Genomic DNA, 24,319 nt, shown 5'->3' with positions numbered 1-24,319 from the left:
CTTTTCAGCGTGATCGGAAACCTTTGAAGGCTGACATTGAATTTGAAGGTTTGCCAGCACGCTGAAACAAGGCTATTGGTAAAACTAGAGGTGATTATAGATGAAAATGAAACCCCCGATAGAAAAAAATGAATACTATGATGTGACATTTGAGGATTTGACGCACGAAGGAGCGGGCGTCGCAAAGGTTCAGGGCTTTCCGATCTTCGTGCCGAACGCCCTGCCTGAGGAAAAAGCGCAAATCAAAGTGACACGCGTCAAAAAAGGCTTCGCTTTCGGCCGTTTGATCGAGCTGAAGGAAGAAAGCCCGCACAGAACGGATGCCCCGTGCCCAATCTACAAACAATGCGGCGGCTGCCAGCTTCAGCACATGACCTATGAAGGCCAGCTTTTGTTTAAACAGAAACAAGTCAAAGACGTCTTAGAACGGATCGGCAAGCTGGACCTCTCAAAAGTCACCGTGCACCCGACGCTCGGCATGGAAGACCCGTGGAACTACAGAAACAAAGCGCAGGTGCCGGTAGGAGAAAGAGAAGGCGGACTCGTCGCCGGATTTTATCAGCAAAGAAGCCATGACATCATCGACATGAGCGCCTGCCTGATCCAGCAATCCAAAAATGACGAAGCCGTCCAAGCCGTCAAAGACATCTGCGCAGCATACGGTGTCAAAGCCTATAACGAAGAACGCCACAAAGGCTGGCTCCGCCACATTATGGTCAGATACGGCGTCGTCACGGGCGAAATGATGATCGTCTTCATCACAAGAACAAGCGATTTTCCGCACAAAGCGAAAATCATCGAAGACATCACAGCGCAATTCCCGCACGTCAAATCCATCGTGCAAAACATCAATCCAAACAAAACAAACGTCATCTTTGGGAACGAAACAAACGTCATCTGGGGCGAAGAATACATCTACGACCTCATCGGAGACGTCAAATTCGCCATCTCCGCCAGATCGTTCTATCAGGTCAACCCGGAACAGACAAAAGTGCTCTACGACAAAGCGCTTGAGTACGCGGAGCTGCAAGGGGAAGAAACCGTCATCGACGCCTACTGCGGCATCGGAACCATTTCTCTCTTCTTAGCGAAGCAGGCGAAGAAAGTATACGGCGTCGAAATCGTGCCGGAAGCCATCGAGGATGCAAAACGCAACGCTGAGCTGAACGGCATCACAAACGCGGAATTCGCAGTCGGAGAAGCGGAAACAGTCATTCCAAAATGGTATGAAGAAGGCATCACGGCCGACACCCTCGTCGTCGACCCGCCAAGAAAAGGCTGTGACGAAGCCCTCCTGCGGACAATCATCGACATGAAACCGAAGCGGGTGGTGTACGTATCCTGCAATCCAGGAACGCTTGCAAGAGACCTGCGGGTGCTTGAGGATGGCGGGTATCAGACGCGAGAAGTGCAGCCAGTGGATATGTTCCCGCATACGAATCATGTGGAGTGTGTGGCGCAATTAATACTAAGAAAATAAAAATAATTAAACTTCTTATACGTTCTTTAAAACTTTTTTCGGATTGCAGTGGTGTTACTCATAGAGTAACTTCTGCAATCTTTTTTTGTACAATCCTAATGCAGATGATAAAGCTTAGTAACAACAATGTATTTTAAATTCGGAAAATTTTATAGGAAAATTTAAATATATTTGTATTTTTGGTATAATATAACTTGTTGCAAGGGGATTAGTGGAAACTTAAAAATATTGCAGAGGGTTATCCGGAGTAGAATAGCGATCGAATGAGACTATCAAAAAGATAGTGACCTTTTCATTCTTTGATGGAGCAAAAGGGACTCTATTATCGGATGTATCAATCCCAATCCAACTGGTATAATGAAGAAATTGGATTAATTGAGGTGTGAAATGGCTAATAAAGTATTGGAAGTTAAAAACTTATCCAAGGTCTACAAAGGGAGTGGTTATGAAGTAACTGCATTAGACAAAGTTTCTTTTGAATTGAAGAATGGTGAACTGCTTGCAATTATGGGGACAAGCGGTTCAGGTAAAAGCACTCTTTTAAATATACTCGGTGCTCTTGATGAACCCTCAAGCGGTAAAGTTATTCTTGATGGTAAAGAAACAAATGACTTTTTTAAAGAACCTAAAGCTACGATCTATAGAAGGGATAACATTGGTTTTATCTTTCAATCTTTTAATCTATTGAAGGATCTTACAGTTGAGGAGAATATAGCTTTACCACTTGTATTAAAGGGAATAAATAAGAAGGATGCAGATAAAAAAGTAAAGGAAATGCTACAGCTTGTAAGCCTTACAAAATGGAAAAGACATCGGCCTATTCAACTTTCAGGAGGTCAGCAGCAAAGAGTTGCGATTGCCAGAGCACTGATTACTTCGCCTCCTATTGTATTAGCAGATGAGCTTACAGGAAATTTGGATTTTAATACAACACAGGATATATTAAATGTGCTTGTAGATATGAAGAAACGTCTTAATAAGAGTATGATCATAGTTACTCATGATCCGAATGTCGCGTTATATTCTGACAGAGTTTTATTTTTTCATGATGGAAATATAGTTGATGAATATAAAAGTCTTGGACAAGGAGATCTGTCGAGTATCCTTAATAAATTTCAAAAAATAATGGAGAGAGACCAATGAAAAAGAATATAGTTGGTCTGTCCCTGCGGTTTTTCAGCACCAATAAATTTATTACACTGACATCCATTATCGGTGTAATTTTATCTGTTTCTTTAATCATTTCTATGACCTTATTTGCATTTAATGCAAAACAGACATTAAAAGATGAAGTTTCCAAGATGTACGGAGAAATGGATTTATCTGTTGGTTATGAGAACGGAAGTCAAAAGATCATTGATAAACATTTTGTTGAAAATCTGCATCGAAATAAAAACATAGAGCAAATATCCAGTGTTTTAGTATCACAGATAAAGCTAGGAACATCTGATTCAAAGGCTAGTTTTTACACAGTTGGAGTCAATAATGACAATTTATCAAAAAGCAGGTACCATTTCACGAGAAATATAAAGAAAAATGAACTTATTGTAAACAAGGGGTTAGCTGAATCACTAGGGGTTAAGGTCGGGGATCACTTACAATCAGAAGGGAAAGACTTCAAACTTGTGGAAACAATTGAAGATCTGAACTCTACAGGCATTGCTCCCAATATCCTCCTGATTTCTCACGATACTTTGCAAAACATTATTGCAAAAAAATTCGGAAAAAACATTGAAGCTACTTACATATTGATTAAAGCAAAAAACGGAACAGACAAATTGTCATTAGCAAATGAGATTAAGAAGAAGGAAAAAGACTTAAGGATAGATATTGCAGAAGAAGATCCTTTCCTGAGAAGCAATATAGAATCATTAAGTATCTTTATCGTAGTCCTCTCTTTTTTAACTATGATTGTGACATCTTTACTCATTGTTTCTAATTTTGAAATGTTTCTCTACAAATATAAAAATCAGTTTGCGATTATGCGATCTATAGGTGCTACGGGAAGACAACTGTTTTCAATTGTTCTGCTGCAGAGCTTTTTCATAACTTCGATCGGTTCTATTCTGGGACTTGGATTTGCCATGTTTAGCAATCAGTATCTCTGGGGTTGGCTTGAAAAAATATTTTCATTTAATGTTTCTTCTGGTGTTACGTTTAATTTTAAATTAGCGGTTTTAATAATGTTGATTTGTATGACAATTATTCAACTGTTTTTACTATCGCCGACAATGAAAATAACAAAAATACTTCCGCTCAAAGTAATACAGGAAAATGAGGAAATTAATTTCAGAACATATAAGTATAATAAGTTCATTGGCAAATCTTTTGTTATTCTTAGCGTTATTACAATTTTGTTTGGGAAGTTTATACCTAAAGAGGACGGAGGACAAGTATTTTGTCTATTGCTGGCTTCTATCTTATTATTGACAGGTATATTCGTGTTATTTCCGGTTTATTTAGGGCCGTTATTAATGTTCCTCGCACCAATCATAAAGAAAATTTCAGGAGTTAATTCGTATGTGGCGATTAAAAATGTTATCCCACAGGTTAAAAAAAATACTTTTGTTATATTAACAATCAGTACGATGATGATTATAACGGTTTTTGGATCTGTAATGCTTAACACTATACAAAAAAATGAGGAAAATGCATTAAAAGAGCAGTTTCCTACCAGTGTTGTTCTAACGAGCAGACTGGGCGATAAATCTTCAATTAACGCAATTGAACTGGAAAAGGAAATAGAGGCAATAAATGGAATAGAGTATACAAGCTCAATTAGCACTCAATCGTCTGGAGAATTAATGAATGGCAATGGAAGTATTACATTTGATTACTCGTTAAGTGATCTAGGAAGAATGCAGAAATTAGGAATTTTCACTGGATTGCCAGATGATAAAAAGAATATCATTGTCATTTCAGAGGACTTTGCTGGGAAGCACAGTTTAAAAATAGGAGATACTGTTGAACTTGGGAAGTACTCGGATACAGATCAAAAAATTATTAGTACTGGAAAGTATAAAATAGGGGCAATTACGAATAGATTAAAGGATTCTGATGTCTATATGGATTGGAAAGAAATAAAATACAGAACGGATGCCACTGTATTTTCTAAATTGCTTGTCCAGACAGATCATGCGAAACAGATGATTGGTAAACTTGAGAAAATGAAAGGACAGTTTCCAGAAATCCAAATCAATAGCTATAAAGAATCTTTAAAAAAATCAAAGGATATGTTTTATCAAAGATGGTCTATCTTCATTGTTGTTATATCAGTTATGCTGATAAGTATTACTATCGGTGTATTTAGTTCGCTAATTAATAATATCAATTCGAAAAGAAGAGAATTCGCTATCTTACGGACCATTTCTTTAAGCAAAAGGGGAATCATCAACGTTATACTTACGCAAATTTTGCTTTATCTTTTTATTGGCCTGCTTTTAGGTGTGCTTTCCGGTGCTTTATTAGCTGTCGTTATCTCCTTGATAGACCCCGGGAAGATATATATTAATTTTTCAATTATCGGTTTAATCTCAGGGTTTATGTTATTAATGGGACTGATTATATTCCTTCCGTTGGCAGCAAAGTTAGGAAACAAGAAAATAACTTTAGAACTTACTCAAGATAATAAGTGAAAAAAGTGTAAAAACATGTGACATGGTTTTATTGATATAAACAATTATTAGATTAAGAACGAGCATAAGGTTGGGAATTAGCATTATGTTCATATCAAACGATAAAAAGGCTGCTGAAAAGAAGCCTTTTTATGTGCGTAATCAAGATGGTATTTTCAGGAATCATAATAAAGTTGGATAAAAATGAGGAAAATCCTGGCGGGAATGACGATATAAAGTTAGTGAACAACGGTATAGAATCTTACTTTTCGAGGTGAACAGAATGGGAGAAGAACAAGACATTATTACAGTAACGGATCTGCGCAAAAAATATGGATCATTTGAAGCAGTGAAAGGGGTATCCTTTTCTGTCAAACGCGGTGAGCTGTTTGCATTTCTGGGAACGAACGGTGCAGGGAAATCGACCACTATCGATATTCTCTGTACGCTGATTAAAAAGACATCCGGAAAAGTGGTAATAGACGGTTATACGCTTGGTGAGGGGAAAGAGAATAATCATATCCGCAAAAAGATCGGAGTCGTTTTCCAAGAGAGCATTTTGGATGAACGATTGACCGTTTATGAAAATATCATGAACCGCGGACAATATTATCATTTAAGCAAGGCACAAGTGCAAGAGAACTATCAGTTTGTAACAGACTATTTAAAATTGGATGATATTAAGGAGAAAAAATACAGCGATTTGTCAGGCGGACAAAGAAGAAGAGCTGATATTGCCCGTGCCATCATCCATAAACCGACTATATTATTTTTAGATGAGCCTACTACAGGTCTTGATCCGCAAACGAGAGTATTTGTTTGGAATGCGATTAAAAGGCTGCAGGAAGAAACAAACATGACGATCTTTTTAACGACCCATTACATGGAGGAGGCCGCTGTGGCTGATAACGTTGTGGTCATCAAAGAAGGACGTCTGATCGCAGAGGGTACACCGAGTCAGCTGAAAGATCAATATGCGTTTGACAGTCTGCATATGATGTTTAAGCAAGGCGTTGATCCGACGGCATGGTTTGAAAATAAACAACTGGATTTTACGGTTAAAAACTCTATTTATTCTCTTCGTGTAGAGTCCACTCTCCATGCGCTGGACATTTTGAAAGGTCTTGAAGGAAAAATTGAATCTTTCGAGGTGATTAAAGGGAATATGGATGATGTGTTTATCCATATTATCGAGGAACAAGGAAGCAGTTTGCCAGTAAAGGGGAGCATTGCATAAATGAAGTCTTTATCCAGTTTAATCAGCAGAAATATAAAAATATACTTCCGTGATCGAACGCTTTTGCTTCTTTCTTTGCTGTCAGTATTTATCGTCATTCTGTTATATGCCGTGTTCTTACAGCAGACACAGCTGGACGCCATTAAGGCCTTGGTCGGTTCGACAGATGATTCCAAAGCAATGGTGAACGAATGGATGGTGGCGGGATTGCTGTCCATTACAGCTGTGACAACGACTTTAGGCGCTTTCGGAATTATGGTGAAAGATAAAGAAAGTAAGAGAACGTATGACTTTTTAACAGCTCCTTTATCAAGGGCGACCATCCAATTGAGCTATGTCATTCATTCATTTGTCATCGGCTTGATCTTTTCTTTCATCGCCTTTTTAGGCTGTGAAATTTTTCTCGTTTCAACAGGCAGCAAGCTTTTAAGCGGTACAGATATACTTGAAGTATTGGGGATCATTATTCTTTCAGTTGCACTGTCAAGTTCCATAAATTTATTTTTAACGCTGTTTATTCATACACAAAATGCATTTTCGACGTTAAGTACGATTGTCGGAACAGCCATTGGTTTTTTATGCGGAGTATATGTGCCGATCGGCGGCGTACCGGTGTTTGTGCAGAAGATTATTATGTATTTCCCTATCAGCCACACCGCTGTTCTGTTCAGAAAAGCGTTTATGACAGACTCAGTTGATAAAGTATTTAAACATGCTTCTGCGGACCAAATACAGGAATATGAAAAGCATTACGGGATCGTCTACAAGTTAAACGGCCATTTTATCAGTACGGCTGCGAGCTTGTGGGTCATTGTCATTACAGCCATCATATTTACCGTCATATCTATTTTCATATTTAAAAAACAAAATAAATGACTTCTTCAGACGATACATAACGATGTAACAGGCAGCATCCGTTTACTGGATGCTGCCTGTTTTGTTTATCATTATTCTTTTTGTGCTCAATTCTTAATTCCTCAAAGAGTTCTCGGATTTCTCTTGAAAAAGTTTTGAAGATATCTTTACTTACACTGTATCGGACTGGTATATTTTGCGAATAAATCAGTTGACATTTGGTGTCTTGAAGTGAAAGAGAACCATGGTAGAGTCATCTAATACTTCTGCATAAAAATATATTTTTGTCCATTCACAATGTATGATGTCATTTAATTTCTCACCAATAATCTGGTACAGATCTTGCATTTTCTTATTTTCCAACCTTTTCACCTTCAATCGTCTAGAAATCCTAGTTATAAAAAATAGCCCAGCAAAGAAGGGCTGGGCCATTATTGATTTATAGACCGAAGTAGTTTATTACAAATTCTTTGTCGTCCTCATCTTCAGGCAAAATCCCCAAGTTTTGATATTCCCATACCACTTGCCGTTGTGTTCCGTTTAAGTCTGAGGCGATGACATCGGTGTAATCGTAGTCAATTGAGAATTTACCGCTTCGTTCGAGATGTAAAGTGAGGTTTGTCCATAAGTCTTCATTGTTTGTTTTAAATTCATCCCGTAACTCTTCAAAGTAATCATGCAACTCATATAGAAGTTCGTCATATATATCTTCATCAACATTAAAATGTTCAGGAATATCGTGTGAATATATATATTCCTGATTTTGTGGAGTAGTAAAGAAGAAGTAAACTTCTGAAGAATCATCTAAAATTTCGGCATAAAGAGCAACCTTCTCCCACTCAGAGGGGATAATATCATTTATTTGCTCAGCTATTTTTTGATACAGTACTCCCATCTTTTCAGTTTCCACAATATCAGAATCCTTTTTAATTTTTTTAGCCGTTTGAAAGCTTATTATATGTTTAGATACTCTTCTATAAATTTTCTATCTTCCTCATCAGCTGGCAATATGCCCAGATTTTGATATTTCCAAACATCTCGTCTTTGAAGGTCATCAAGTTCAGAGGATAAAACATCATCATCATTATAATCAATTGAAAACTTTCCGGTGTTTTCTAATTTTAAAGTGAGATTAGTCCAAATATCTTGGTTGCCTAGTTTAAATTCTTCTTTTAGTTTTTCAAATAGCTCTTGAAGTTCAATTAGCAGTTGATCGTAAATCTCTTCACTCACATCAAAGTGTTCAGGTATATAATGAGAAAATAAATAATCACTGTTATTTGGTGTTGTAAAATAAAAGTATATATCCGCCGAGTTATCGAGTATTTCAGCATATAAAGCGATCTGTTCCCATTGAGATGGAATCATTTCATTTAGATGTTCAGCAATCTTTTGATATAGTTCACCCATTTTTTGAGTTTCCATTGATGATCCTCTACCTTTGAATTGTTGAAGCCATTATTTAATATTTAGATAATCCTTAACAAATTCTTTGTCCTCTTCATCTTCAGGGTAAATACCCAAGTTATTGTACTCCCAAATCATTTGTCTTTCGTATTCGTCCAAACTAGATTCAATAACATCTTCATAATCATAATCAATTGAAAACGTTCCAGAGCTTTCAAGATTCAGTGTCAAATTTGTCCATGCTTCGGGATTATTTTCTTTAAATTCAGTGTGTAACTGCTTAAACAACTCTTGGAGGTCTAGTAGTAGTTCGGTATAAATTTTTTTACTGACCTGAAATTGTTCTGGAATGTCGTGAGAGTATATATATTCATCGTTTTCTGGTGTTTGAAAGAAAAAATACACTTCTCTGGAGCCGTCTAGTATTTCTGCATAAAGAACAACTTTGCTCCATTCAGAAGGAATTATTTTTCCTATGACATCAGTTATTTTTAGATAAGCTTTTTCTAACATCATTATCCCAACTTTATTAAATTGGATTTTCAGGATATTCTTCTGAATATTTTTTGTTAATTTTTGTAATGATGGATCCTTAGGTTCTTCTCCTAAATTTTTAAATTTCCAGATGATAAGCTGATCACTGAAACTATAATCTGTCTTAAACCAATCTGTATAATCAAAGTTGACAGTTAATTTTCCTGATTTCTCTAGGCTAAGAGTGAAGGAATAAAATAATTCTTGATCATGATCTCTGAAAACATCTCTCATTTTTCGCTTAGTTTAAATAATTCCATCTCATACTGATCGAATTCATTTTCGTCAATATCAAATTCAAACGGAATTTCAAGACTGTACTTAAAATGATTAGGTTCATTTTGAGAATTATAAAAAAAGTAAGTGCCTCCGCCTGTCTCTGAAACCTGAGCATAGAACAAAAATTTCTCCCATGGTTCAGGTATCATTTCGTTAACGGTTTCAGCTATGCTTCTATATAATGCATTTAATTCATTTTCCAAAAAGAATCAGCCTCCAGCATTATAATTGGTAATTTGTAAGGATCATTTGTATCAAAAAACCCCCCAATAAAGGAGGGGAAATTTTAATTTTGAGAACTTAGATATTGTTCTAAAAAGGATTTTAAAGGTTCACTCTTAGGATATTTTCCTGCATTTTTATAAGTCCAGATTGTTTGCCTTTCAGAAATGGTGTATGGAGATTGAATAGCGTCTTCATAATTATAATCTATCGAGAATTCTCCGCTTATCGCCAGATTAAGTGTTAGATTAGTCCATATATCTTGATTGTTTTCTTTAAATTCATTACGTAATTCTTCGAATAAGTCATGTAAGTCAAATAACAGCCCCTCATAAATCTCCTCACTGACATGGAAATGCTCAGGAATGTTATGAGAATAGATAAAATCTTCACTATGTGGAGTATTGAAATAAAAGAAAACCTCAGATGAATCGTCAAGTATTTCCGCATAAAGAATAACTCTTTCCCATTCTGCTGGAATCATTTCATTATTTTGTTCTACTGTTTTTTGACATAATAAATCCATTTTTTGAGTCTCCATAAAATCATCTCCAGAAACAAAAATAGCCCAGTAGAGAAGAGCTATTTTTGTTTTGTAGATTCCAATACCAATAGACGGTGGGGGTACTATTTAAGTCCATCGGTGTAAATTATATGAGAACTTTAAAATTTCACCATTAGAGTCCTAATTGGACAAAACATCTTGATTGTTATTGAAGGTTACGGGCTATAGTGTGATTACTCTTCTTTATAGTTTAGAGCAATCTCCACAATTTGCTCAGCTGTGTATTCTTCATCGCTCCAAAAAATTAAATCACTTGGTGCAGGATGAGGGACATTTTCTTCTAATAAATCGATGTATTTACCAATAACCTCATCTTCTAATTCAGGATTCATAATTTTTTTCACCAATGAGACTAATTCTTCTTTTGACATTTTATTCAAGACTAATTCTTCCTTTCTACATTTAATTTTTACTTCCTTTTTTTCCGAAATGATAAGCCGGATCTAGTATCTCTTGATGCATTTTGGGAGAAGTAATAATTAGGTTATCTAAATTATACACATCCCCACCTTTATCAATAGGTTGTTTATGGTGTAAAATATATGACTTATGTTTACCGTAATGCTCTTTTTTAGGCGCGATAGGGGAATTCCCGTTTTTCATTCTTGCTATGTTATTTTTATTAAATTCATTTGCATATTCAGTGTTTGCTATTGATTTCCAGAATTCTTTTCTGAACTCATCAAATGATTTGAACTCCTTTCCAAGGAGCTGTTTACGTACTTCTTGAGGGATAACCCCTAATTTACCATTATTGTACATTAGTCTTTCTTGAAGCTGAAGCCCTCTGCTTGGAATTGCTTTACCAGTTGCAACACCTGGAATGTTTCTTTTGGTGAACAGAATGCTAGATTCTTTAGTTTCTTCTATAATTTTCTTTAACAAAGGAGTATTCTTCACATTGTGAGTATTTTCAATATCCTGTGCTATTCCGGCAAGTGCGGGTTCGTACTTATTTTTCGAAACGGAATTGATATAGTCTTTTCCTTTTTCAATCCCGGTCTTCACATGTCTTACAGCCGCTTTTTCTCCGGCTTCCAAGACGTTATCCACTTTGGCGGCGCCTGTTTTGGCGAGCTTGCTTGATACTTTTACAGCTGAGCCGGAACCTTTGAGTCCGACAATGCTCCCGATGGCGTAGGTGATGTAATGGGATCTTGAATACGCATCTCCGTTAACCATTTTATCATTCCACGAATCGGCCAGGTTTGTCCATATGATTTTTGCGTAGGAGGGCGTGTTCAATACAGCCGATATGGTTTTAGTGACTTTTTGTTCATCAGAGAGATGGTAAAAATCCCATGCGCCGACAGCCAGATCTTTGACGCCTGTTATGGTGTCTTTCCCGACATCATAAAGGCCGACGCCTACTCCTTTAACGATATCCCAAGCCGTTTCTCCGACTTCTTCGAGCTGTTTTGCTTGTTCAAGCTGCATCACATATTGCACCTGAGCGGGTTCAAGGTTTTCATAGCCGATCTTTTTCGCGATTTCCAAATATTCATCCGGATCGGTGACACCATCGGCCAGCTTTTTCTTCAGATCCTTGATCTCCCGCTCTTTCGCTTCTTCCTTTTTAATCGTCAAATAAGCATCTGAATGTCTTGCAATCTCGCCTTTCTTCTTATGGATGTCGCTTTCACGGTACGCTTTGGCGTTGTAGTGAAGCGGCGTGGCGCCTTTTCCTTTGCCTGTAGCGTTTTGGAGCTGCTGGAAGTCAGCTTGGATGAACTGTTCGTTCGCTTCGGTTTCTGCGTATTCTTTCGTTAGATCGTGATCAAGTTTGCCGAGTTTATGTATCGTTTCGATTCTTTTTTTGTCAGCTGAAGAGAGCTTCTGATCTGTGCTTTCGGTTGAAAACAGATCAAGCGAGATGATGTCTTCGATCTCTCCGAGGATGGAGCGCATGTCCTTTTTCTGCTCTTCCATAATCGCCTTTGATTTACTGAGGGCGTGGGTGAGCTCGTGCTCCAGAAATGATTCCTCCACATGCGAATTGGAAAGTCCGGCGTCTTCGACCTTGCCGGGAAGGCTTGTGAGAAATGCGATTTTCATATCGATCAGATCAAGCCAGCTGTCAGTAACGCCTGCTTGGTCCTGGAAAAAAGCTTTGATGTTATTTGCGCCCCGGCCTGAGAAGTCGCTGTCATCGAGGTCAGCCATGCCTTGAAACGCTTTTTTCAGATTGACCATCTGGCCGCGCAGTTTTTTGTATTCACCCGCGCGCTGTTTGGCGGCGGCGAGGAGGGTGGTTGCTTCGAAAACTTTCATGACCATATCCTTTCTTTTGTTCGATATCAAAATTTTACCACGTGAGTCGGGATATACAGTGTAGGAAATAGGTAATAAGAATAAAATGAATCTTTTGGCTTGCGACTTCCTTCCTGTATGAAGGGGGGCTTTTTATGTTTTGTATGATAACCCTCACATTCGGCTTACTGCGCTCCGGTGATTTTAAGCGTGCCTGTTTTTTCTAATGTCTTACACTCGAAACAACCTAACCGCTGAGGTATAATAGAAGCAGAGTATTTATCATACAGATTCAATTCGTGAAAGAGAGTGGAACAAAATGGGCCGTAAGTGGAACAATATTAAAGAAAAGAAAGCATCGAAGGACGCAAATACGAGCCGGATTTACGCGAAGTTCGGCCGTGAGATTTATGTGGCGGCAAAACAGGGCGAGCCAGATCCGGAATCGAACCAGGCGTTAAAAGTGGTGCTTGAGCGCGCGAAGACGTACAGTGTGCCGAAAAATATTATTGAGCGTGCGATTGAAAAGGCGAAAGGCGGCGCGGAGGAGAACTTTGACGAGCTGCGTTACGAAGGTTTCGGGCCGAACGGTTCAATGATCATCGTTGATGCGTTAACGAATAATGTAAACCGCACGGCGCCTGAAGTGCGCGCCGCATTCGGGAAAAACGGCGGAAATATGGGTGTGAGCGGGTCTGTCGCTTACATGTTCGATGCGACCGCCGTTATCGGCGTTGAAGGCAAGACGGCGGATGAAGCGCTGGAATTGCTGATGGAAGCTGATGTGGACGTGCGCGATATTTTAGAAGAGGATGACAGTGTTATCGTGTATGCCGAGCCTGACCAATTCCATGCCGTGCAGGAGGCATTCAAAAATGCCGGCGTTGAAGAGTTCACGGTTGCCGAGCTGACGATGCTTGCGCAAAATGAAGTCGAGCTTCCGGAAGATGCGAAAGCTCAATTTGAAAAGCTGATCGATGTGCTGGAAGATCTGGAAGACGTACAGCAGGTTTATCACAATGTAGATTTAGGCGAATAAAGACAAACAGGCCGGGGCGGCATAAGTTCCGGCCTTTTTATTTTGCTTATGCGGTCGGCCTGTATCGTATATCTCCGTAAGCAATTATTGATTATTTCGCCAAAACTGGGCGGATGCCCATACGTTTCCTTCCGGATGTCATAAACTGGACTGTAACCTATGTGAAGGAGCGATAAATCATGAATGAAAGAAGACCGATTTACGGCGGAGGCTTTGGCGGCGGCTATGGAGGCTTCGGAGGCTACCCGGGGTACGGTTTTGGCGGCTACGGCGGCTTCGGAGGATATCCGGGACACGGTTTCGGCGGAGGCTACGGCTACCCGGGATACGGATTTGGCGGTTACGGCGGTTTTGGCGGCTACGGCGGCTTCGGGGGATATCCGGGGTACGGTTTTGGCGGCTATGGCGGAGGCTACGGCGGCTACCCGTTCCATCATCATCATCGGGACAGCCAATATATCTGACCATTCGGGAAAAAGCACTCTTGGAACAGCAGGAGTGCTCTTCTCATGTTCTTGCAGCTGTGTTACGATTGGAGCAAAATCATCAAGTACATAAGGCTTTCTGTAAATCATGAGCAAGCTCACAAACCTTTTCTTTCTGTTGTTTATAAACTGAAAAGCATGATCTGTAAAAATCTCTTTATCGGGAGGTTTTACATGTGAGAAGTGAAGACGAAATGATGAAATTGATTCTTGATATTGCGATGAAGGACGAGAGAATCCGTCTTGTCACTTTAGAGGGATCAAGAACCAATAAAAATGTACCGAGAGACAGATTTCAAGACTATGATATTTCTTATTTTGTGACCGATATGGACTCCTTCACATCTGACGACAGCTGGCTGGATCAGTTTGGCGAAAGAATGATGATGCAAAAACCTGAAGATATGGAACTTTTCCCTCCGGAACTCGGAGACTGGTTCTCCTATCTAATGCTATTTAAAGATCATCATAAAATCGACTTAACTTTAATCCCTCTGAGTCAAACAGAGGATTATTTTACACAGAGTGATGGTTTGGCGGAAATAGTATTAGACAAGGATGACCGAATCAACCGTAAGATTATTGCGAGTGATGAACAATATCATATAAAGAAACCGACCCCCAGAGAGTTTGATGATTGCTGCAATGAATTTTGGATGGTTTCAACCTATGTGATTAAAGGATTAATGCGTAAAGAAATACTGTTTGCGCTGGATCATATGAATGACATTTTAAGGCCTAATGTTTTGCGTATGATTGCGTGGAATATCGGGATAGAGAATCAGTTTTCATTAAGTGTAGGGAAGAATTATAAGTATATTCAACATTACATGAATGCGAAAGATTGGGAAATCCTGCTGAATACTTATGTCGGCAATACTTATGAAAGCGTGTGGAAGGCATTGTTTGACTGCCAAGGTCTCTTCAGAGCATATTCAAAGTCAGTGGCTGTTTTATTGAGATATGAATATCCTGAATATGATCAACAAATTACGGAATATACATTGAAACATTATCAGCGCTTTCAATCAGATTTTTCATTATGATTTTTTTCTTCAAATTCCAGATGAGTTGCATTGAGTCCGTTTTTAACGGGCTTTTTTATTTTCTTACAGGGCATAAATGCCGATACGGATTCATACCTATTAAGGTCATGTGTTTAGGAAAGGAGGATCGTAATGAAAGAAAATCAGCCGTTTACACCGGTCAAATCCTATAAACCCTTCCACAGCCGGTTTGATCCCTGCCCGCCGATCGGGAGAAAATACTACAGAACGCCGCCGCATCTTTATATGCGGTTTCAGCCGTATCACTTGGAGCAGTTTTCTCCGATGGAGGCATTGAGAAAAGGGACCCTTTGGAAGGATCTTTACGATTTCTATGATAATCCTTATCGGGGGGGAATCGAATATGGCGAAAAAGATTGATGATGAATATTATCGGCTGCTGGAACAAATCCAGGCGGCGGACTTTGTCTTGGTGGAGCTGACGCTTTATCTGGATACGCATCCCCATGACCGTCTCGCGCTTCAGCAGTTTCATGAATATTCCCGGTACTCAAGACAGCTGAGAAAGCGGTTTGAACCTGAGTACGGACCGCTTCTGCAATTCGGCGTGAGTCAGGTCGGCGCTCAATGGGACTGGGGCCGCGGTCCTTGGCCATGGCAAGTATAAGGAGGGATCTGTAAATGTGGGTATATGAAAAAAAGCTGCAGTATCCGGTTAAAGTCAGTACATGCAACCCGATGCTGGCTAAGTTTCTCATTGAACAATACGGCGGGGCGGACGGCGAATTGGCCGCAGCGCTCCGGTACTTAAACCAGCGCTACACGATTCCTGACAAGGTGATCGGCCTGCTGACGGATATCGGCACGGAGGAGTTTGCGCATTTAGAAATGATTGCGACGATGATTTATAAGCTGACAAAAGATGCGACCCCGGAGCAGCTGCGTGATGCAGGGCTCAGTGATCATTACGTCAACCATGACAGCGCGCTGTTTTATCACAATGCGGCCGGAGTTCCGTTCACAGCGTCTTACATACAGGCGAAGGGAGATCCGATCGCTGATTTATATGAGGATATTGCGGCTGAAGAAAAGGCGAGAGCGACGTATCAATGGATTATTGATATTTCCGATGATCCTGACCTGAATGATTCACTCCGTTTTCTGCGTGAGCGTGAAATCGTCCACTCTATGCGTTTCAGGGAAGCGGTTGAGATTTTAAAAGAAGAACGTGATAAGAAGAAAATTTTTTAAACGGCCTTCAAACATGACGGCTGTTTTTTTCCTTTCAGCGTTTGGTCTATAATAAAGGTGTCGAATATTCTGATTACAGGAGGATTTTATGACACCATTTACGATTACGGAGGAGAAGGCGGGGGCATTCCGGGTCACCCCCGCCCGGAAGGATGATGAAGAAGAGGTCATGGATCTGCTCGTGCAAGCGGCAGAATGGCTTCGCGATAAAGGGTCGAACCAGTGGAGCGGCCTTCTGCAAGGGGAAGATACCCACAATATGCGGGAGGCGATCGCCAAAGGGTATGTTTTTTTATTCAGGCAGAATGAAGAGCTGGCCGGCGTCGTCATGCTGCTTCCCGAAGCAAGCGGGTGGGACAGACGTCTTTGGGGCGATGAAGGACATGAGGAGTCCGTATATCTCCACCGGCTGGCGATTAACAGGCAGTTTGCAGGGGCGGGGCTCGGCCGGACAATCATGACTTGGGCGGAGACGGGTGTGTCTTGTCCGGGAAAAACGAAAATCCGGCTCGATTGCGTGTCCGAAAACAAGGCGCTTCAGTCGTTTTACAGCGGAATGGGGTACGAATCAAAAGGACTCGCGCCGGGTTATCATTTGTTTGAAAAAAAGATGAGCAAATAAAAAGCTCCTCATGACGGAGGTGCAAAAGACATGGGGTTTTTTTATCTGATCTGTCTGGCCGCATTTTGTCTTAACTTTGCCGTATCGGCTGTGCTCCGTAAGAAATGGCCGAAAAAGATGTGGCCTGAGTGCCTTTTGGCGGTGCTGGGCCTGACTGCTTTCGGTACGGTTGTTTACAGCATTTTCGGTGTCGGCGGCTGGGAAGGAATGGGCTTGGGGCTTGCCGCGATGTTTGCGGGTTCCGGAGCGGCCGCCGGTTATGCCGCTGAGGTGTGTTTACGGGTCGTCAGATCGAATCAAAAACAGTAAGCAGAAGTGAAAAAACGCGGCCTCGGCTGCGTTTTTTTGTGTGTTGCCGGCCGCTGTATAGAAAACAGGCGAATGTCCATAATGGTAATGACTTTTAAGAAGAAGGTGCGAATATGGGACATTTACTTACAGTGGCTTGGGAGTTAGTATGCGGTTTGGGTATTTTATTTGTGATTTTAAAATTGCTTGGAAAAACTCAATTCTCGCAAATTACGCCGTTTGATTTTATTTCTGCGCTCATCCTCGGCGAACTGGTCGGAAATGCGGTGTATGATAAAAACGTCAGGATTATTGAAATCATTTTTGCTTCTCTGTTATGGGGAGTTTTAATTTATCTCATCGAACTGATTACGCAGAAAGTAAAAAGCACCAGAAAGCTGTTGGAAGGCGAGCCGAGTATTATCATACATAAAGGAAAACTGAAATATGATGTGCTGAAAAAGAATAAGCTGGACATTAATCAATTGCAAAGCCTTCTCAGACAGGCGAATTGCTTTTCCATACAGGAAGCGGAGTACGCGATTTTAGAAACAAACGGGATGGTCAGCGTCCTGCCGAAATTTCAATATGATACGACGAAAAACGGCGACATGCAAATAAAGCCGAAGCAGGTCTCTTTGCCGGTCACGCTGATTATTGACGGCGAAGTGCTGTATGAAAATCTGAAAGAAGCCGGGCTGGAAGAAAAGCAGCTGACTCAGGAGCTGAAAAAGCTGAACATCAAAAAAACGGAGGACGTGCTGTATGCGGAATGGAAGCCCGATAAACCGCTGTTTGTCCTGCCGTATGAGGAGAAAAAATAAAAAGAGCATTGCCCTGGGGCAAATGCTCTTTATTATTTTTCGTGTACGCCTGTTTTAACGGCTCTGACATGATACATACCGACATCCGTCCCAAGCATATAATCAGGTTTCGGCTTGCCTTGGTTTGCTTTATGGGCCGCTATGTGGTCTTCGCTTTTTTCCCATTGTTTCCAATGATCTTCTGACTCCCAGCGGATTAATACGACGACTTCTTCATCACCGCGGCGGACTTTTTTTTCCAAGACCGTTACGTCTATCAAACCTTCCTGCTTTTCAATCACGCCTTCTGAACTGAAGCGTTCGATTACTTTGTCGGCATGTCCTTCTTTTACGGTCATTTTTCTGATTTGCACGAACATCTGGCATCTCTCCAATCATTTCTACGCTTTATCCAACATTTTAAATGAAAATGATTCTCAAAGTCAATTGAGATGCCTGACGGATTACGATTTCAGGAGAAAGACATGACCATCCTCATCTTTAAATTGCACGAAGCTGCCCCATTCCATTTGTTTCGGTTCATCTAAAAAGGTGATGCCGTTCTTTTTCATCTGTTCGTATGCGGCAAAGACATCTTCACACTCAAATACGATAGAAGCCTTCATATGCTCGGCGCCTTTCATCATCGATTTCGGATAAATAACCAAATGAGTGGCGGCTCCTTTGGGCGCTACCTCAAGCCAGAAGGCGCCCGGGCCCATCGGATGCTCGGCGACGGTTTCAAACCCCGCTTTTTCCGTCCAGAATGTTTTCGCTTTTTGCTGATCATCAGTGTATACGGCGACTGTCGCGATTTTTTTGATCATCATACTGACCTCCTGTTTCATTTCTTTTATAGTGTATCCTCCTGCCGAAAAAAGCAATCAAAAGCTTTAATGTGCCGGTTTTTTTAATTTCTCTAGTGCGATCGGCGATTCCGATTTATAATTTAGACAAAAGTACATATTCTTGAAAGAGGAGACGGCAGTGAACAAAGACCAGTTACTTCATGATTATATTATTACACATTCGGCAGAGCTGACGGAAAAATGGCTCAAGCTGAGACGGAAGCTGAGAGGGCGTTTTTATTCTGCGGATCAATTAAGTGAGGAAATGAAACGGCTGCTGATCGAGCAGCATACCTTTACAAACACGGTCATCGCAAGCGCTTTTTTGGAAGACCCGGCCGTTTTTCAGCATAACAAAGAAAAATGGGCCGCACAGGTAGCGAAAAGCAGAGTGGAGCAGGACGCGGAGGTTCATGAGGTCGTTGAGGCGATCGGCAATTCAAGAACCGTCTTTTGGGAGGCGGTCACCCGTTTTATGGATGAGCATCAGGACATCGTAACAAACGAGGATGCCCGCCGCTGGAATCACCTTGTCAACAGCTCGTTTGATCAGCTGATGACGGATTTTACTGAACAGTTTCAGACATTAATGATCGCAAGGCTGTCATCTCAGCAGGAGCTTATTTCCGAATTGAGCTGTCCGGTTATTTTGATCGCGGATACGATCGGCACTCTGCCGCTCATCGGATCGATTGATACGAGACGGGCGCGCGTGATTTTGGAGACGGTGCCGGAAAACTGTGTCGCCAAACGGATCACAAACCTTGTGATTGATCTGTCCGGTGTGCCCATTGTCGATACGATGGTGGCGCAGCAATTGTATATGCTGTCGAAAACGTTATTTCTCCTCGGCATCAGAACCGTGTTTTCCGGAATTCGGCCTGATGTGGCACAGACTTCTATCCAATTAGGGCTTGATTTTTCAGAGTATCAAACTTACGGCTCCCTGGAGCAGGCGCTCGCCAGCATGGGTGTCACATGTGTGATCGAGGAAGCAAAAGCATAGAAAAAAGGTGCTCCGTCCAGAGGCGGGGCGCTTTTTTTGTCAGCGGAAAACAATGTAAATATGTCGGAACTTGAAGATTGTGTTCTTAAAAACAGCAATATGACGCCTTGGGGGCGGGCGTCGGCGACACGGTTTATGTCAAAGCGAAGGAAGTGAAAGTTTTTGCAAAGAAAACATATCCAAAAATTGTGTAAATGTTATTGATTTCTGAATGAAAACATAATAGTATAATTATATATTTCTTATCAGAATAGTATGAATTAAAACGCTCATTGTCAAAAGACGAACGGCCAGACATAAAGGGGGAGCATGATGACGTCCAAAGGAAACGTAGATCCGCATGTGATCGAAAAGATTATCAGCGCGCTGGAAACGCTCGATTTCGGGACAGTTCAGATTACGGTTCATAATTCCCAAGTGACACAAATTGATAAGGTGGAGAAATATCGATTTTCCCTGAAGAGCAAAGAAGTAAAACAATCTTAAAAAACAGCCAATGACAGGAGGCGGTACATATGAAGCATTCAACTGTTCCTTTCCGGGAGAGCCGGTATCTGCACCTTCCCGAAGTGCGCTTTCTGCATTGGTGCACGAAGCAATACGGCATTAACAAAGGCGTGCTCAATACAATTGACGGCTGGTTTTATGATGCGGGCGTCATTCCGATTCCCGTCAGGCGTCTTTATGTGCTGGCATTCCTCGATTTCGCGAAAACGCCGGGGCAGAAGGGGAAAATCCGATTCGGGCACGGCGGTTTGACGAAAAAACTGCATGATTTCATGGATATGCAGGAGTGCGCAGCAAAACGTCAGGCCTGATATCCTTAAAATCTTCTTAAAATCATGCAAATTTCTCCTATTTTATTTATAATAGACCTATCACGATCATTTTTTGGGAGGACTTTTGACATGCAAACTGCTGCTTATGAGAGCAAACAATCTATTATGCAGCGCATTATAACGGTATTTGTGTTTACACTGTTAGTTGCGACAATCGGCCTGTATACGGGCCAGTTCATTCCGCCGGCATTGATGCTGCCGCTGTCGATCTTAGAGGTCGTCATGATCATCGCCGCGTTTTGGCTGCGCCGAAAAAAAGCCGTCGGATATGTGTTTGTCTTTTCATTCGCTTTCATTTCCGGAATGACGCTGTTTCCGATTATCAGCCATTATGCGTCCGCAGCGGGGGCCTATGTTGTATTGGAGGCATTCGGTTCTTCGTTTGTGATTTTTGCGGTGCTCGGCACGATCGGCGCTAAGACGAAAAAGGACTTGTCGTTTTTATGGTCCTTCTTGCTTGTCGCTGTTATCGCGCTTCTCGCAGTGGGGATCTTTAATATTTTCAGCCCGCTGAATTCCGCCGCCATGATGGCGTATTCCGTCATCGGAACGATTGTGTTTTCAATGTACATCTTATACGATCTGAACCAGATCAAGCACCGGGACATCACGGCTGACTTGATTCCTTTGATGGCATTGACGCTTTATATCGACTTTATCAACTTGTTTATTAACCTGCTTCGGTTTTTCGGGATTTTAAACAGTGATGATTAACCGCGCGAAAAAGGCGCCCTGCTGAGAGGGGCGCCTTTTTATATTCTGCCGCCGGATAACAGCAGAAGCTTATCAAATAATACTTCAAGCATTTTTGTCAATTCCGCTTTTTGTTCAGCGGTGAAGCTTTCCATGACTCCTGAAATATTGGAGAAGTGGCCGGGAAGAAACAGCATCAGCTTTTCTTTTCCTTCTTTTGTGAGTTCGATGCTGATTTTTCGTCTGTCGCCGGTATGCCGGCTGCGGTTTACAAAGCCGTCCCGTGCGAGTCCGTCGATCAACCCGGTGATGGTCGCTTTGGTGACATTGGATTTTTTCGCCAGCTCCGTCGGGCTCAGGCTGTGGCCGGGTGCGTCAAACAGAAACATTAAAATTTTGAATTTCCCTTCGGACAATCCGTGACTTGAGAAATAATGCTCCATGACCTGATTCATTTTTTTAGACATATCAAATAACGTCAAAAATGTTTTCAATGATTCAGCATCCATATCGGCGTAAATCTCAGCGCGTCCGGCAATCTGCGAGTAATCCGGCAAATGTCTCAACTCCATTTTTGTAAGCCTCCGTACCATTTTAGTGATTCAAAGTATAAGCTTGCCGGATTCAAAAGGCAACCTATAAAGATTGACAGTTTTTCAGCCTATATAGTAAGGTGGCTAATAGTTAATGAATAATAAATAAAGAAGGCGGTATCGGGATGAACCATGAAGTGAAAAAGATCATCATAGCGGGCGGAGGGATCGGCGGTCTGTCCGCAGCGATTTCTCTCGGCAGAGCGGGTTTTGAAGTGACCCTTTGCGAGGCGGCGTCCGGCATGCGAAAAAGCGGAGCGGGCATTCTCCAGCCTCAAAATGCGCTGCGGGTGCTGCGGGAAATCGGTGTGTATGATGAATGCTGCCAACACGGCTTCCAAACGGAATGGCTGAAGCAGCATGATGAAAACGGAACGCTGCAGTTTAAAGTGAGTGAGGCGTTTTTAGATGATTCATTGCCGGGGCGGAATAATATATTGCGGCAAACGTTAAACGATATCCTCAAAAAGCATGCTGAAGCGGCGGGGGTCACGATTCTTCTCGGTAAAAAAGTCGTGTCTTACGAAGAAACAGCAGATGACATAACGGTGCATTGTGCTGACGGAACCTCGATGACGGCTGACATCCTCGCCGGCTTTGACGGCATCCGCTCCGCTGTCCGCAATCAAATGCTGCAAAGAGAAGTGAAAACAGAGTATCTCGGCATGGGAGCGCACAGATTTTACATTTCTTTTCCCGAGCCGGTTTTTCATGATTCAACACTGATGTATAAAAAGGGGCAGACGCAGGTCGGGGTCGTGCCGCTCTCTGAAAAAACAGGATACGTATTTATCATCCGGCCGTATGACGCTGACTTCAGGGATGACGAGGACACGCGTTTTGAACGGGTGAAAGACTTGCTGCACGGATTTCCGGGAGTAAAGTTTGTGACAGAGAATATGTCAAAGGAATATCCCGTTTTGTTTCATAAGATTGAGCAGATGGCGGTTAAAGAACCGTGGCACAGAGGCCGCGTCGTTCTGGGCGGGGATGCCGTCCATGCAGGAGCGCCGACATTGGCGCAGGGAGCGGCGATGGCGATTGAAGATGCGATTGTGCTTAGTGAAGAACTGCAAAAACACGAAAACCATGAAACTGCATGTCAAGCATACTTCGAAAGACGGGCGGAGCGGGCATTGCAGGTGCAGAATCTCTCATCTGAAATCGTCCGCCGCGAGATAAAGGGAACGCCCGGCGTCCAAGACATCATCAGTGAATGCTATCGATTGCTCAAAGAGCCTTATTAAATAAAGAAAGTCCAGAACATGGCGTCTGGACTTTTGTCAGTCTTGTTCAGATTTATTCCGTATCCGCTCAATCACCTCATGCAGCCCCTCAGGCTTGTGAAACTCCACCGGCGAACTGCCTTTTTCAAACGAGATCGTCTCCGCCTCAATGAGCGCGACATAGCGCCCGTTCACTTTTGCGAGATGGATGGATTCGCCGAAATCAGCCAGTAATCCTTTAATCTCTGTTTCTCCGACTTTCATTTTCAGCTCGGCTTCCGGCGTGTGTTCAATGATCTGTGCGGATGCCTCGATGACTTGATGGGTGTCGAGGCGCTCCTGAATTTCCCGCTTTTCACTCGCTTCCCAAATTTCAATGTCGTGCTCAAACTGCTGAAGCTCTTCGCTGTTTTCTTCAAACGTTTCATACACGTGCTCCTGCACCATGTTCATGACTTGGCTTTTCATGATTTCCGGCATCGATTCGCCGTATTCGACAAATTTGAGAAAATCTTCGAAATAACGGGCGTGCGAGGCCTGGTGGATTTTCAGCTCATGCTCTTCCGTCATGCCTTCTTCCGGCATATACGGATATTGAATGCTTTTCATGTTTTTTGTCGTGATGGCCATTTCGACCTTTTTAATGAGAGACGAGGCGTCTGAGATGCGGGCGACCTTCGGCTCGAAATCGCATTTCATCATAAAGACGAATTTGTCTTCAAAATACTTGCGCGGAACGGCCGATGCCACGATAAAAACACCGCCGCGCACGGCGCTCGTGTCAAGGTAAGTGCGGACGAACTGCTCGCTTGCTTCGATAAATGCTTCCTTCGTATCCGCAAGTCTGGCGCGGTTGAAAAGGTTGTAATTCGGATTTGAATCAAGCTTATGGCCCGGCTCCGTGATAAAATGGCCGATTTTTGTGGGGACCTGCTCGGATTGCGGATGCCGTTCGGCTTTCCGTTTGACGATTTTCTTCAATTCCCCGTCAAGAAAATCCTTCAGCTCGCTTTCTTCAAATTCTTCCGTGTCAAGGGTCTGGAAATGTTTGAACTGTTTGTTTGCCTGTTCGTCTTTTCCTTCCACTTGAATGACATAAAACGATAAAAACTTGATTTCAAAATCCATATGTGAACTCACCTTATTTCTGTATTTAACAAGCCTCTCCAGTATAGA

29 protein-coding genes and 2 pseudogenes are annotated in these 24,319 nt (G+C 41.8%); 19 read left to right on the top strand and 12 right to left on the bottom strand.

The features are described from left to right. The first annotated feature begins 100 nt into the window (after positions 1 to 100). The 5 genes from rlmD to AR442_RS18835 all read left to right on the top strand — a co-directional run bounded on the left by rlmD (position 101) and on the right by AR442_RS18835 (position 7,207). The gene (rlmD, locus tag AR442_RS18855) at positions 101 to 1,480 is read left to right on the top strand and encodes a 23S rRNA (uracil(1939)-C(5))-methyltransferase RlmD (RefSeq protein ID WP_053285245.1); all 1,380 of its coding nucleotides are present in this window, start codon (positions 101 to 103) and stop codon (positions 1,478 to 1,480) included. Positions 1,481 to 1,867: 387 nt separating this feature from the next. Beyond that, positions 1,868 to 2,623 (top strand): ABC transporter ATP-binding protein, encoded by a 756-nt coding sequence (locus AR442_RS18850; RefSeq protein ID WP_014417124.1) that lies wholly within the window; start codon positions 1,868 to 1,870, stop codon positions 2,621 to 2,623. After that, on the top strand, positions 2,620 to 5,115 hold the full coding sequence (locus AR442_RS18845; protein WP_014417125.1) for an FtsX-like permease family protein: 2,496 nt from the start codon (positions 2,620 to 2,622) through the stop codon (positions 5,113 to 5,115). Before AR442_RS18850 ends, AR442_RS18845 begins: the two co-directional genes overlap by 4 nt. 262 nt (positions 5,116 to 5,377) lie before the next feature. Next, positions 5,378 to 6,331: an ABC transporter ATP-binding protein gene (locus AR442_RS18840; RefSeq protein WP_014417126.1), complete on the top strand. Its 954-nt coding sequence runs from the start codon at positions 5,378 to 5,380 to the stop codon at positions 6,329 to 6,331. After that, positions 6,332 to 7,207, top strand: coding sequence for an ABC transporter permease (locus AR442_RS18835; RefSeq protein ID WP_003155719.1), 876 nt, complete (start codon positions 6,332 to 6,334; stop codon positions 7,205 to 7,207). A 67-nt stretch (positions 7,208 to 7,274) separates the two neighbouring features. On the opposite strand, the pseudogene AR442_RS18830 reads toward AR442_RS18835, so the two are convergent. From AR442_RS18830 to AR442_RS18795, 8 genes and pseudogenes are all read right to left on the bottom strand, one after another. Then, positions 7,275 to 7,534 (bottom strand): annotated as a pseudogene (locus AR442_RS18830) (TIGR01741 family protein); the annotation flags it as partial. 91 nt (positions 7,535 to 7,625) lie between these two features. Then, positions 7,626 to 8,096 (bottom strand): antitoxin YezG family protein, encoded by a 471-nt coding sequence (locus AR442_RS18825; RefSeq protein ID WP_014417128.1) that lies wholly within the window; start codon positions 8,094 to 8,096, stop codon positions 7,626 to 7,628. Between the two features lie 44 nt (positions 8,097 to 8,140). Continuing rightward, positions 8,141 to 8,611, bottom strand: coding sequence for an antitoxin YezG family protein (locus AR442_RS18820; protein ID WP_014417129.1), 471 nt, complete (start codon positions 8,609 to 8,611; stop codon positions 8,141 to 8,143). A gap of 33 nt (positions 8,612 to 8,644) precedes the next feature. Continuing rightward, a complete protein-coding gene (locus AR442_RS18815; RefSeq protein ID WP_014417130.1) occupies positions 8,645 to 9,106 on the bottom strand; it encodes an antitoxin YezG family protein in 462 nt (153 codons plus the stop codon). Positions 9,107 to 9,122: 16 nt separating this feature from the next. Further along, positions 9,123 to 9,609, bottom strand: a pseudogene (locus AR442_RS20725) (immunity protein YezG family protein). An 83-nt stretch (positions 9,610 to 9,692) separates the two neighbouring features. After that, positions 9,693 to 10,169, bottom strand: a complete 477-nt coding sequence (locus AR442_RS18805; RefSeq protein WP_014417132.1) for an antitoxin YezG family protein — start codon at positions 10,167 to 10,169, stop codon at positions 9,693 to 9,695. Between the two features lie 197 nt (positions 10,170 to 10,366). Continuing rightward, positions 10,367 to 10,573 (bottom strand): bacteriocin immunity protein, encoded by a 207-nt coding sequence (locus AR442_RS18800; RefSeq protein ID WP_014417133.1) that lies wholly within the window; start codon positions 10,571 to 10,573, stop codon positions 10,367 to 10,369. Between the two features lie 22 nt (positions 10,574 to 10,595). Continuing rightward, positions 10,596 to 12,464, bottom strand: a complete 1,869-nt coding sequence (locus tag AR442_RS18795) for a T7SS effector LXG polymorphic toxin (protein ID WP_053285268.1) — start codon at positions 12,462 to 12,464, stop codon at positions 10,596 to 10,598. A 298-nt stretch (positions 12,465 to 12,762) separates the two neighbouring features. Between AR442_RS18795 and AR442_RS18790 the strand changes: the two genes are divergently transcribed. The 9 genes from AR442_RS18790 (at position 12,763) to AR442_RS18750 (ending at position 17,959) form a co-directional block, all read left to right on the top strand. Then, complete coding sequence (locus AR442_RS18790; RefSeq protein ID WP_003155709.1) at positions 12,763 to 13,482, top strand: YebC/PmpR family DNA-binding transcriptional regulator; 720 nt, start codon at positions 12,763 to 12,765, stop codon at positions 13,480 to 13,482. Positions 13,483 to 13,661: 179 nt separating this feature from the next. Further along, positions 13,662 to 13,946, top strand: a complete 285-nt coding sequence (locus AR442_RS21130) for a hypothetical protein (protein WP_014417135.1) — start codon at positions 13,662 to 13,664, stop codon at positions 13,944 to 13,946. 197 nt (positions 13,947 to 14,143) lie between these two features. Continuing rightward, a complete protein-coding gene (gene ant(6) / locus AR442_RS18780; RefSeq protein WP_053285244.1) occupies positions 14,144 to 15,013 on the top strand; it encodes an aminoglycoside 6-adenylyltransferase in 870 nt (289 codons plus the stop codon). 132 nt (positions 15,014 to 15,145) lie between these two features. Then, positions 15,146 to 15,394 (top strand): spore coat-associated protein CotJA, encoded by a 249-nt coding sequence (cotJA, locus tag AR442_RS18775; RefSeq protein ID WP_003155704.1) that lies wholly within the window; start codon positions 15,146 to 15,148, stop codon positions 15,392 to 15,394. Beyond that, the gene (gene cotJB, locus AR442_RS18770; RefSeq protein WP_007408934.1) at positions 15,378 to 15,641 is read left to right on the top strand and encodes a spore coat protein CotJB; all 264 of its coding nucleotides are present in this window, start codon (positions 15,378 to 15,380) and stop codon (positions 15,639 to 15,641) included. Before cotJA ends, cotJB begins: the two co-directional genes overlap by 17 nt. 14 nt (positions 15,642 to 15,655) lie before the next feature. After that, positions 15,656 to 16,225 (top strand): spore coat protein CotJC, encoded by a 570-nt coding sequence (gene cotJC / locus AR442_RS18765; protein WP_003155700.1) that lies wholly within the window; start codon positions 15,656 to 15,658, stop codon positions 16,223 to 16,225. 88 nt (positions 16,226 to 16,313) lie between these two features. Further along, positions 16,314 to 16,847, top strand: coding sequence for a GNAT family N-acetyltransferase (locus AR442_RS18760; RefSeq protein WP_053285243.1), 534 nt, complete (start codon positions 16,314 to 16,316; stop codon positions 16,845 to 16,847). Positions 16,848 to 16,877: 30 nt separating this feature from the next. After that, entirely contained in the window at positions 16,878 to 17,156 is a 279-nt protein-coding gene (locus AR442_RS18755) for a YesK-like family protein (RefSeq protein WP_017419062.1), read from the top strand. A gap of 113 nt (positions 17,157 to 17,269) precedes the next feature. After that, positions 17,270 to 17,959: a YetF domain-containing protein gene (locus tag AR442_RS18750; RefSeq protein ID WP_029973728.1), complete on the top strand. Its 690-nt coding sequence runs from the start codon at positions 17,270 to 17,272 to the stop codon at positions 17,957 to 17,959. A 32-nt stretch (positions 17,960 to 17,991) separates the two neighbouring features. On the opposite strand, the gene hmoA is transcribed toward AR442_RS18750, so the two are convergent. Together hmoA and AR442_RS18740 are read right to left on the bottom strand one after the other, a co-directional pair. Beyond that, a complete protein-coding gene (gene hmoA / locus AR442_RS18745) occupies positions 17,992 to 18,318 on the bottom strand; it encodes a heme-degrading oxygenase HmoA (RefSeq protein WP_003155696.1) in 327 nt (108 codons plus the stop codon). Positions 18,319 to 18,402: 84 nt separating this feature from the next. Next, the gene (locus AR442_RS18740) at positions 18,403 to 18,765 is read right to left on the bottom strand and encodes a VOC family protein (RefSeq protein WP_007408938.1); all 363 of its coding nucleotides are present in this window, start codon (positions 18,763 to 18,765) and stop codon (positions 18,403 to 18,405) included. Positions 18,766 to 18,925: 160 nt separating this feature from the next. Here AR442_RS18740 and AR442_RS18735 point away from each other — a divergent pair, with 160 nt between their 5' ends. From AR442_RS18735 to AR442_RS18725, 4 genes are all read left to right on the top strand, one after another. Further along, positions 18,926 to 19,792 (top strand): STAS domain-containing protein, encoded by an 867-nt coding sequence (locus AR442_RS18735; protein WP_014417142.1) that lies wholly within the window; start codon positions 18,926 to 18,928, stop codon positions 19,790 to 19,792. Positions 19,793 to 20,104: 312 nt separating this feature from the next. After that, positions 20,105 to 20,278, top strand: coding sequence for a YezD family protein (locus AR442_RS20190; protein ID WP_003155693.1), 174 nt, complete (start codon positions 20,105 to 20,107; stop codon positions 20,276 to 20,278). 29 nt (positions 20,279 to 20,307) lie between these two features. Further along, positions 20,308 to 20,610, top strand: coding sequence for an FMN riboswitch-binding regulator RibR (gene ribR / locus AR442_RS18730; RefSeq protein ID WP_015416995.1), 303 nt, complete (start codon positions 20,308 to 20,310; stop codon positions 20,608 to 20,610). Between the two features lie 90 nt (positions 20,611 to 20,700). Next, positions 20,701 to 21,345 carry a Bax inhibitor-1/YccA family protein gene (locus AR442_RS18725; RefSeq protein WP_012117028.1) on the top strand — a complete coding sequence of 215 codons (645 nt, stop codon included), beginning with the start codon at positions 20,701 to 20,703 and terminating at the stop codon, positions 21,343 to 21,345. A gap of 38 nt (positions 21,346 to 21,383) precedes the next feature. Here AR442_RS18725 and AR442_RS18720 read toward each other — a convergent pair whose 3' ends face one another. Next, positions 21,384 to 21,896, bottom strand: a complete 513-nt coding sequence (locus tag AR442_RS18720; protein WP_053285242.1) for a MarR family winged helix-turn-helix transcriptional regulator — start codon at positions 21,894 to 21,896, stop codon at positions 21,384 to 21,386. 146 nt (positions 21,897 to 22,042) lie between these two features. Here AR442_RS18720 and AR442_RS18715 point away from each other — a divergent pair, with 146 nt between their 5' ends. After that, positions 22,043 to 23,164, top strand: coding sequence for an FAD-dependent oxidoreductase (locus tag AR442_RS18715; RefSeq protein ID WP_053285241.1), 1,122 nt, complete (start codon positions 22,043 to 22,045; stop codon positions 23,162 to 23,164). A 36-nt stretch (positions 23,165 to 23,200) separates the two neighbouring features. On the opposite strand, the gene AR442_RS18710 is transcribed toward AR442_RS18715, so the two are convergent. Next, entirely contained in the window at positions 23,201 to 24,271 is a 1,071-nt protein-coding gene (locus AR442_RS18710) for a DUF3900 domain-containing protein (RefSeq protein ID WP_053285240.1), read from the bottom strand. Between the last annotated feature and the right edge of the window lie 48 nt (positions 24,272 to 24,319).

Origin of the sequence: Bacillus velezensis, assembly GCF_001461825.1 — a bacterium.
Taxonomy (GTDB): Bacteria; Bacillota; Bacilli; order Bacillales; family Bacillaceae; genus Bacillus; species Bacillus velezensis.
The sequence above is the reverse complement of the archived record's forward strand: the minus strand, read 5'-3'. Positions and strand labels throughout refer to the sequence as shown.

Excerpts from the sequence above, each read along its gene's own strand:
- AR442_RS18845 (WP_014417125.1), top strand. The coding sequence starts at position 2,620 with ATGAAAAAGAATATAGTTGGTCTGTCCCTGCGGTTTTTCAGCACCAAT.
- AR442_RS18750 (WP_029973728.1), top strand. The coding sequence starts at position 17,270 with ATGGGACATTTACTTACAGTGGCTTGGGAGTTAGTATGCGGTTTGGGT.
- AR442_RS18820 (WP_014417129.1), bottom strand. The coding sequence starts at position 8,611 with ATGGAAACTCAAAAAATGGGTGAACTATATCAAAAGATTGCTGAACAT.
- AR442_RS18805 (WP_014417132.1), bottom strand. The coding sequence starts at position 10,169 with ATGGAGACTCAAAAAATGGATTTATTATGTCAAAAAACAGTAGAACAA.
- AR442_RS18835 (WP_003155719.1), top strand. The coding sequence starts at position 6,332 with ATGAAGTCTTTATCCAGTTTAATCAGCAGAAATATAAAAATATACTTC.
- AR442_RS18715 (WP_053285241.1), top strand. The coding sequence starts at position 22,043 with ATGAACCATGAAGTGAAAAAGATCATCATAGCGGGCGGAGGGATCGGC.
- AR442_RS20190 (WP_003155693.1), top strand. The coding sequence starts at position 20,105 with ATGACGTCCAAAGGAAACGTAGATCCGCATGTGATCGAAAAGATTATC.
- AR442_RS18755 (WP_017419062.1), top strand. The coding sequence starts at position 16,878 with ATGGGGTTTTTTTATCTGATCTGTCTGGCCGCATTTTGTCTTAACTTT.
- cotJA (WP_003155704.1), top strand. The coding sequence starts at position 15,146 with ATGAAAGAAAATCAGCCGTTTACACCGGTCAAATCCTATAAACCCTTC.
- AR442_RS18710 (WP_053285240.1), bottom strand. The coding sequence starts at position 24,271 with ATGGATTTTGAAATCAAGTTTTTATCGTTTTATGTCATTCAAGTGGAA.
- AR442_RS18720 (WP_053285242.1), bottom strand. The coding sequence starts at position 21,896 with ATGGAGTTGAGACATTTGCCGGATTACTCGCAGATTGCCGGACGCGCT.
- cotJC (WP_003155700.1), top strand. The coding sequence starts at position 15,656 with ATGTGGGTATATGAAAAAAAGCTGCAGTATCCGGTTAAAGTCAGTACA.
- ribR (WP_015416995.1), top strand. The coding sequence starts at position 20,308 with ATGAAGCATTCAACTGTTCCTTTCCGGGAGAGCCGGTATCTGCACCTT.
- AR442_RS18725 (WP_012117028.1), top strand. The coding sequence starts at position 20,701 with ATGCAAACTGCTGCTTATGAGAGCAAACAATCTATTATGCAGCGCATT.
- cotJB (WP_007408934.1), top strand. The coding sequence starts at position 15,378 with ATGGCGAAAAAGATTGATGATGAATATTATCGGCTGCTGGAACAAATC.
- AR442_RS21130 (WP_014417135.1), top strand. The coding sequence starts at position 13,662 with ATGAATGAAAGAAGACCGATTTACGGCGGAGGCTTTGGCGGCGGCTAT.
- hmoA (WP_003155696.1), bottom strand. The coding sequence starts at position 18,318 with ATGTTCGTGCAAATCAGAAAAATGACCGTAAAAGAAGGACATGCCGAC.
- AR442_RS18795 (WP_053285268.1), bottom strand. The coding sequence starts at position 12,464 with ATGAAAGTTTTCGAAGCAACCACCCTCCTCGCCGCCGCCAAACAGCGC.
- AR442_RS18815 (WP_014417130.1), bottom strand. The coding sequence starts at position 9,106 with ATGTTAGAAAAAGCTTATCTAAAAATAACTGATGTCATAGGAAAAATA.
- AR442_RS18760 (WP_053285243.1), top strand. The coding sequence starts at position 16,314 with ATGACACCATTTACGATTACGGAGGAGAAGGCGGGGGCATTCCGGGTC.
- rlmD (WP_053285245.1), top strand. The coding sequence starts at position 101 with ATGAAAATGAAACCCCCGATAGAAAAAAATGAATACTATGATGTGACA.
- AR442_RS18740 (WP_007408938.1), bottom strand. The coding sequence starts at position 18,765 with ATGATCAAAAAAATCGCGACAGTCGCCGTATACACTGATGATCAGCAA.
- AR442_RS18850 (WP_014417124.1), top strand. The coding sequence starts at position 1,868 with ATGGCTAATAAAGTATTGGAAGTTAAAAACTTATCCAAGGTCTACAAA.
- AR442_RS18790 (WP_003155709.1), top strand. The coding sequence starts at position 12,763 with ATGGGCCGTAAGTGGAACAATATTAAAGAAAAGAAAGCATCGAAGGAC.
- AR442_RS18840 (WP_014417126.1), top strand. The coding sequence starts at position 5,378 with ATGGGAGAAGAACAAGACATTATTACAGTAACGGATCTGCGCAAAAAA.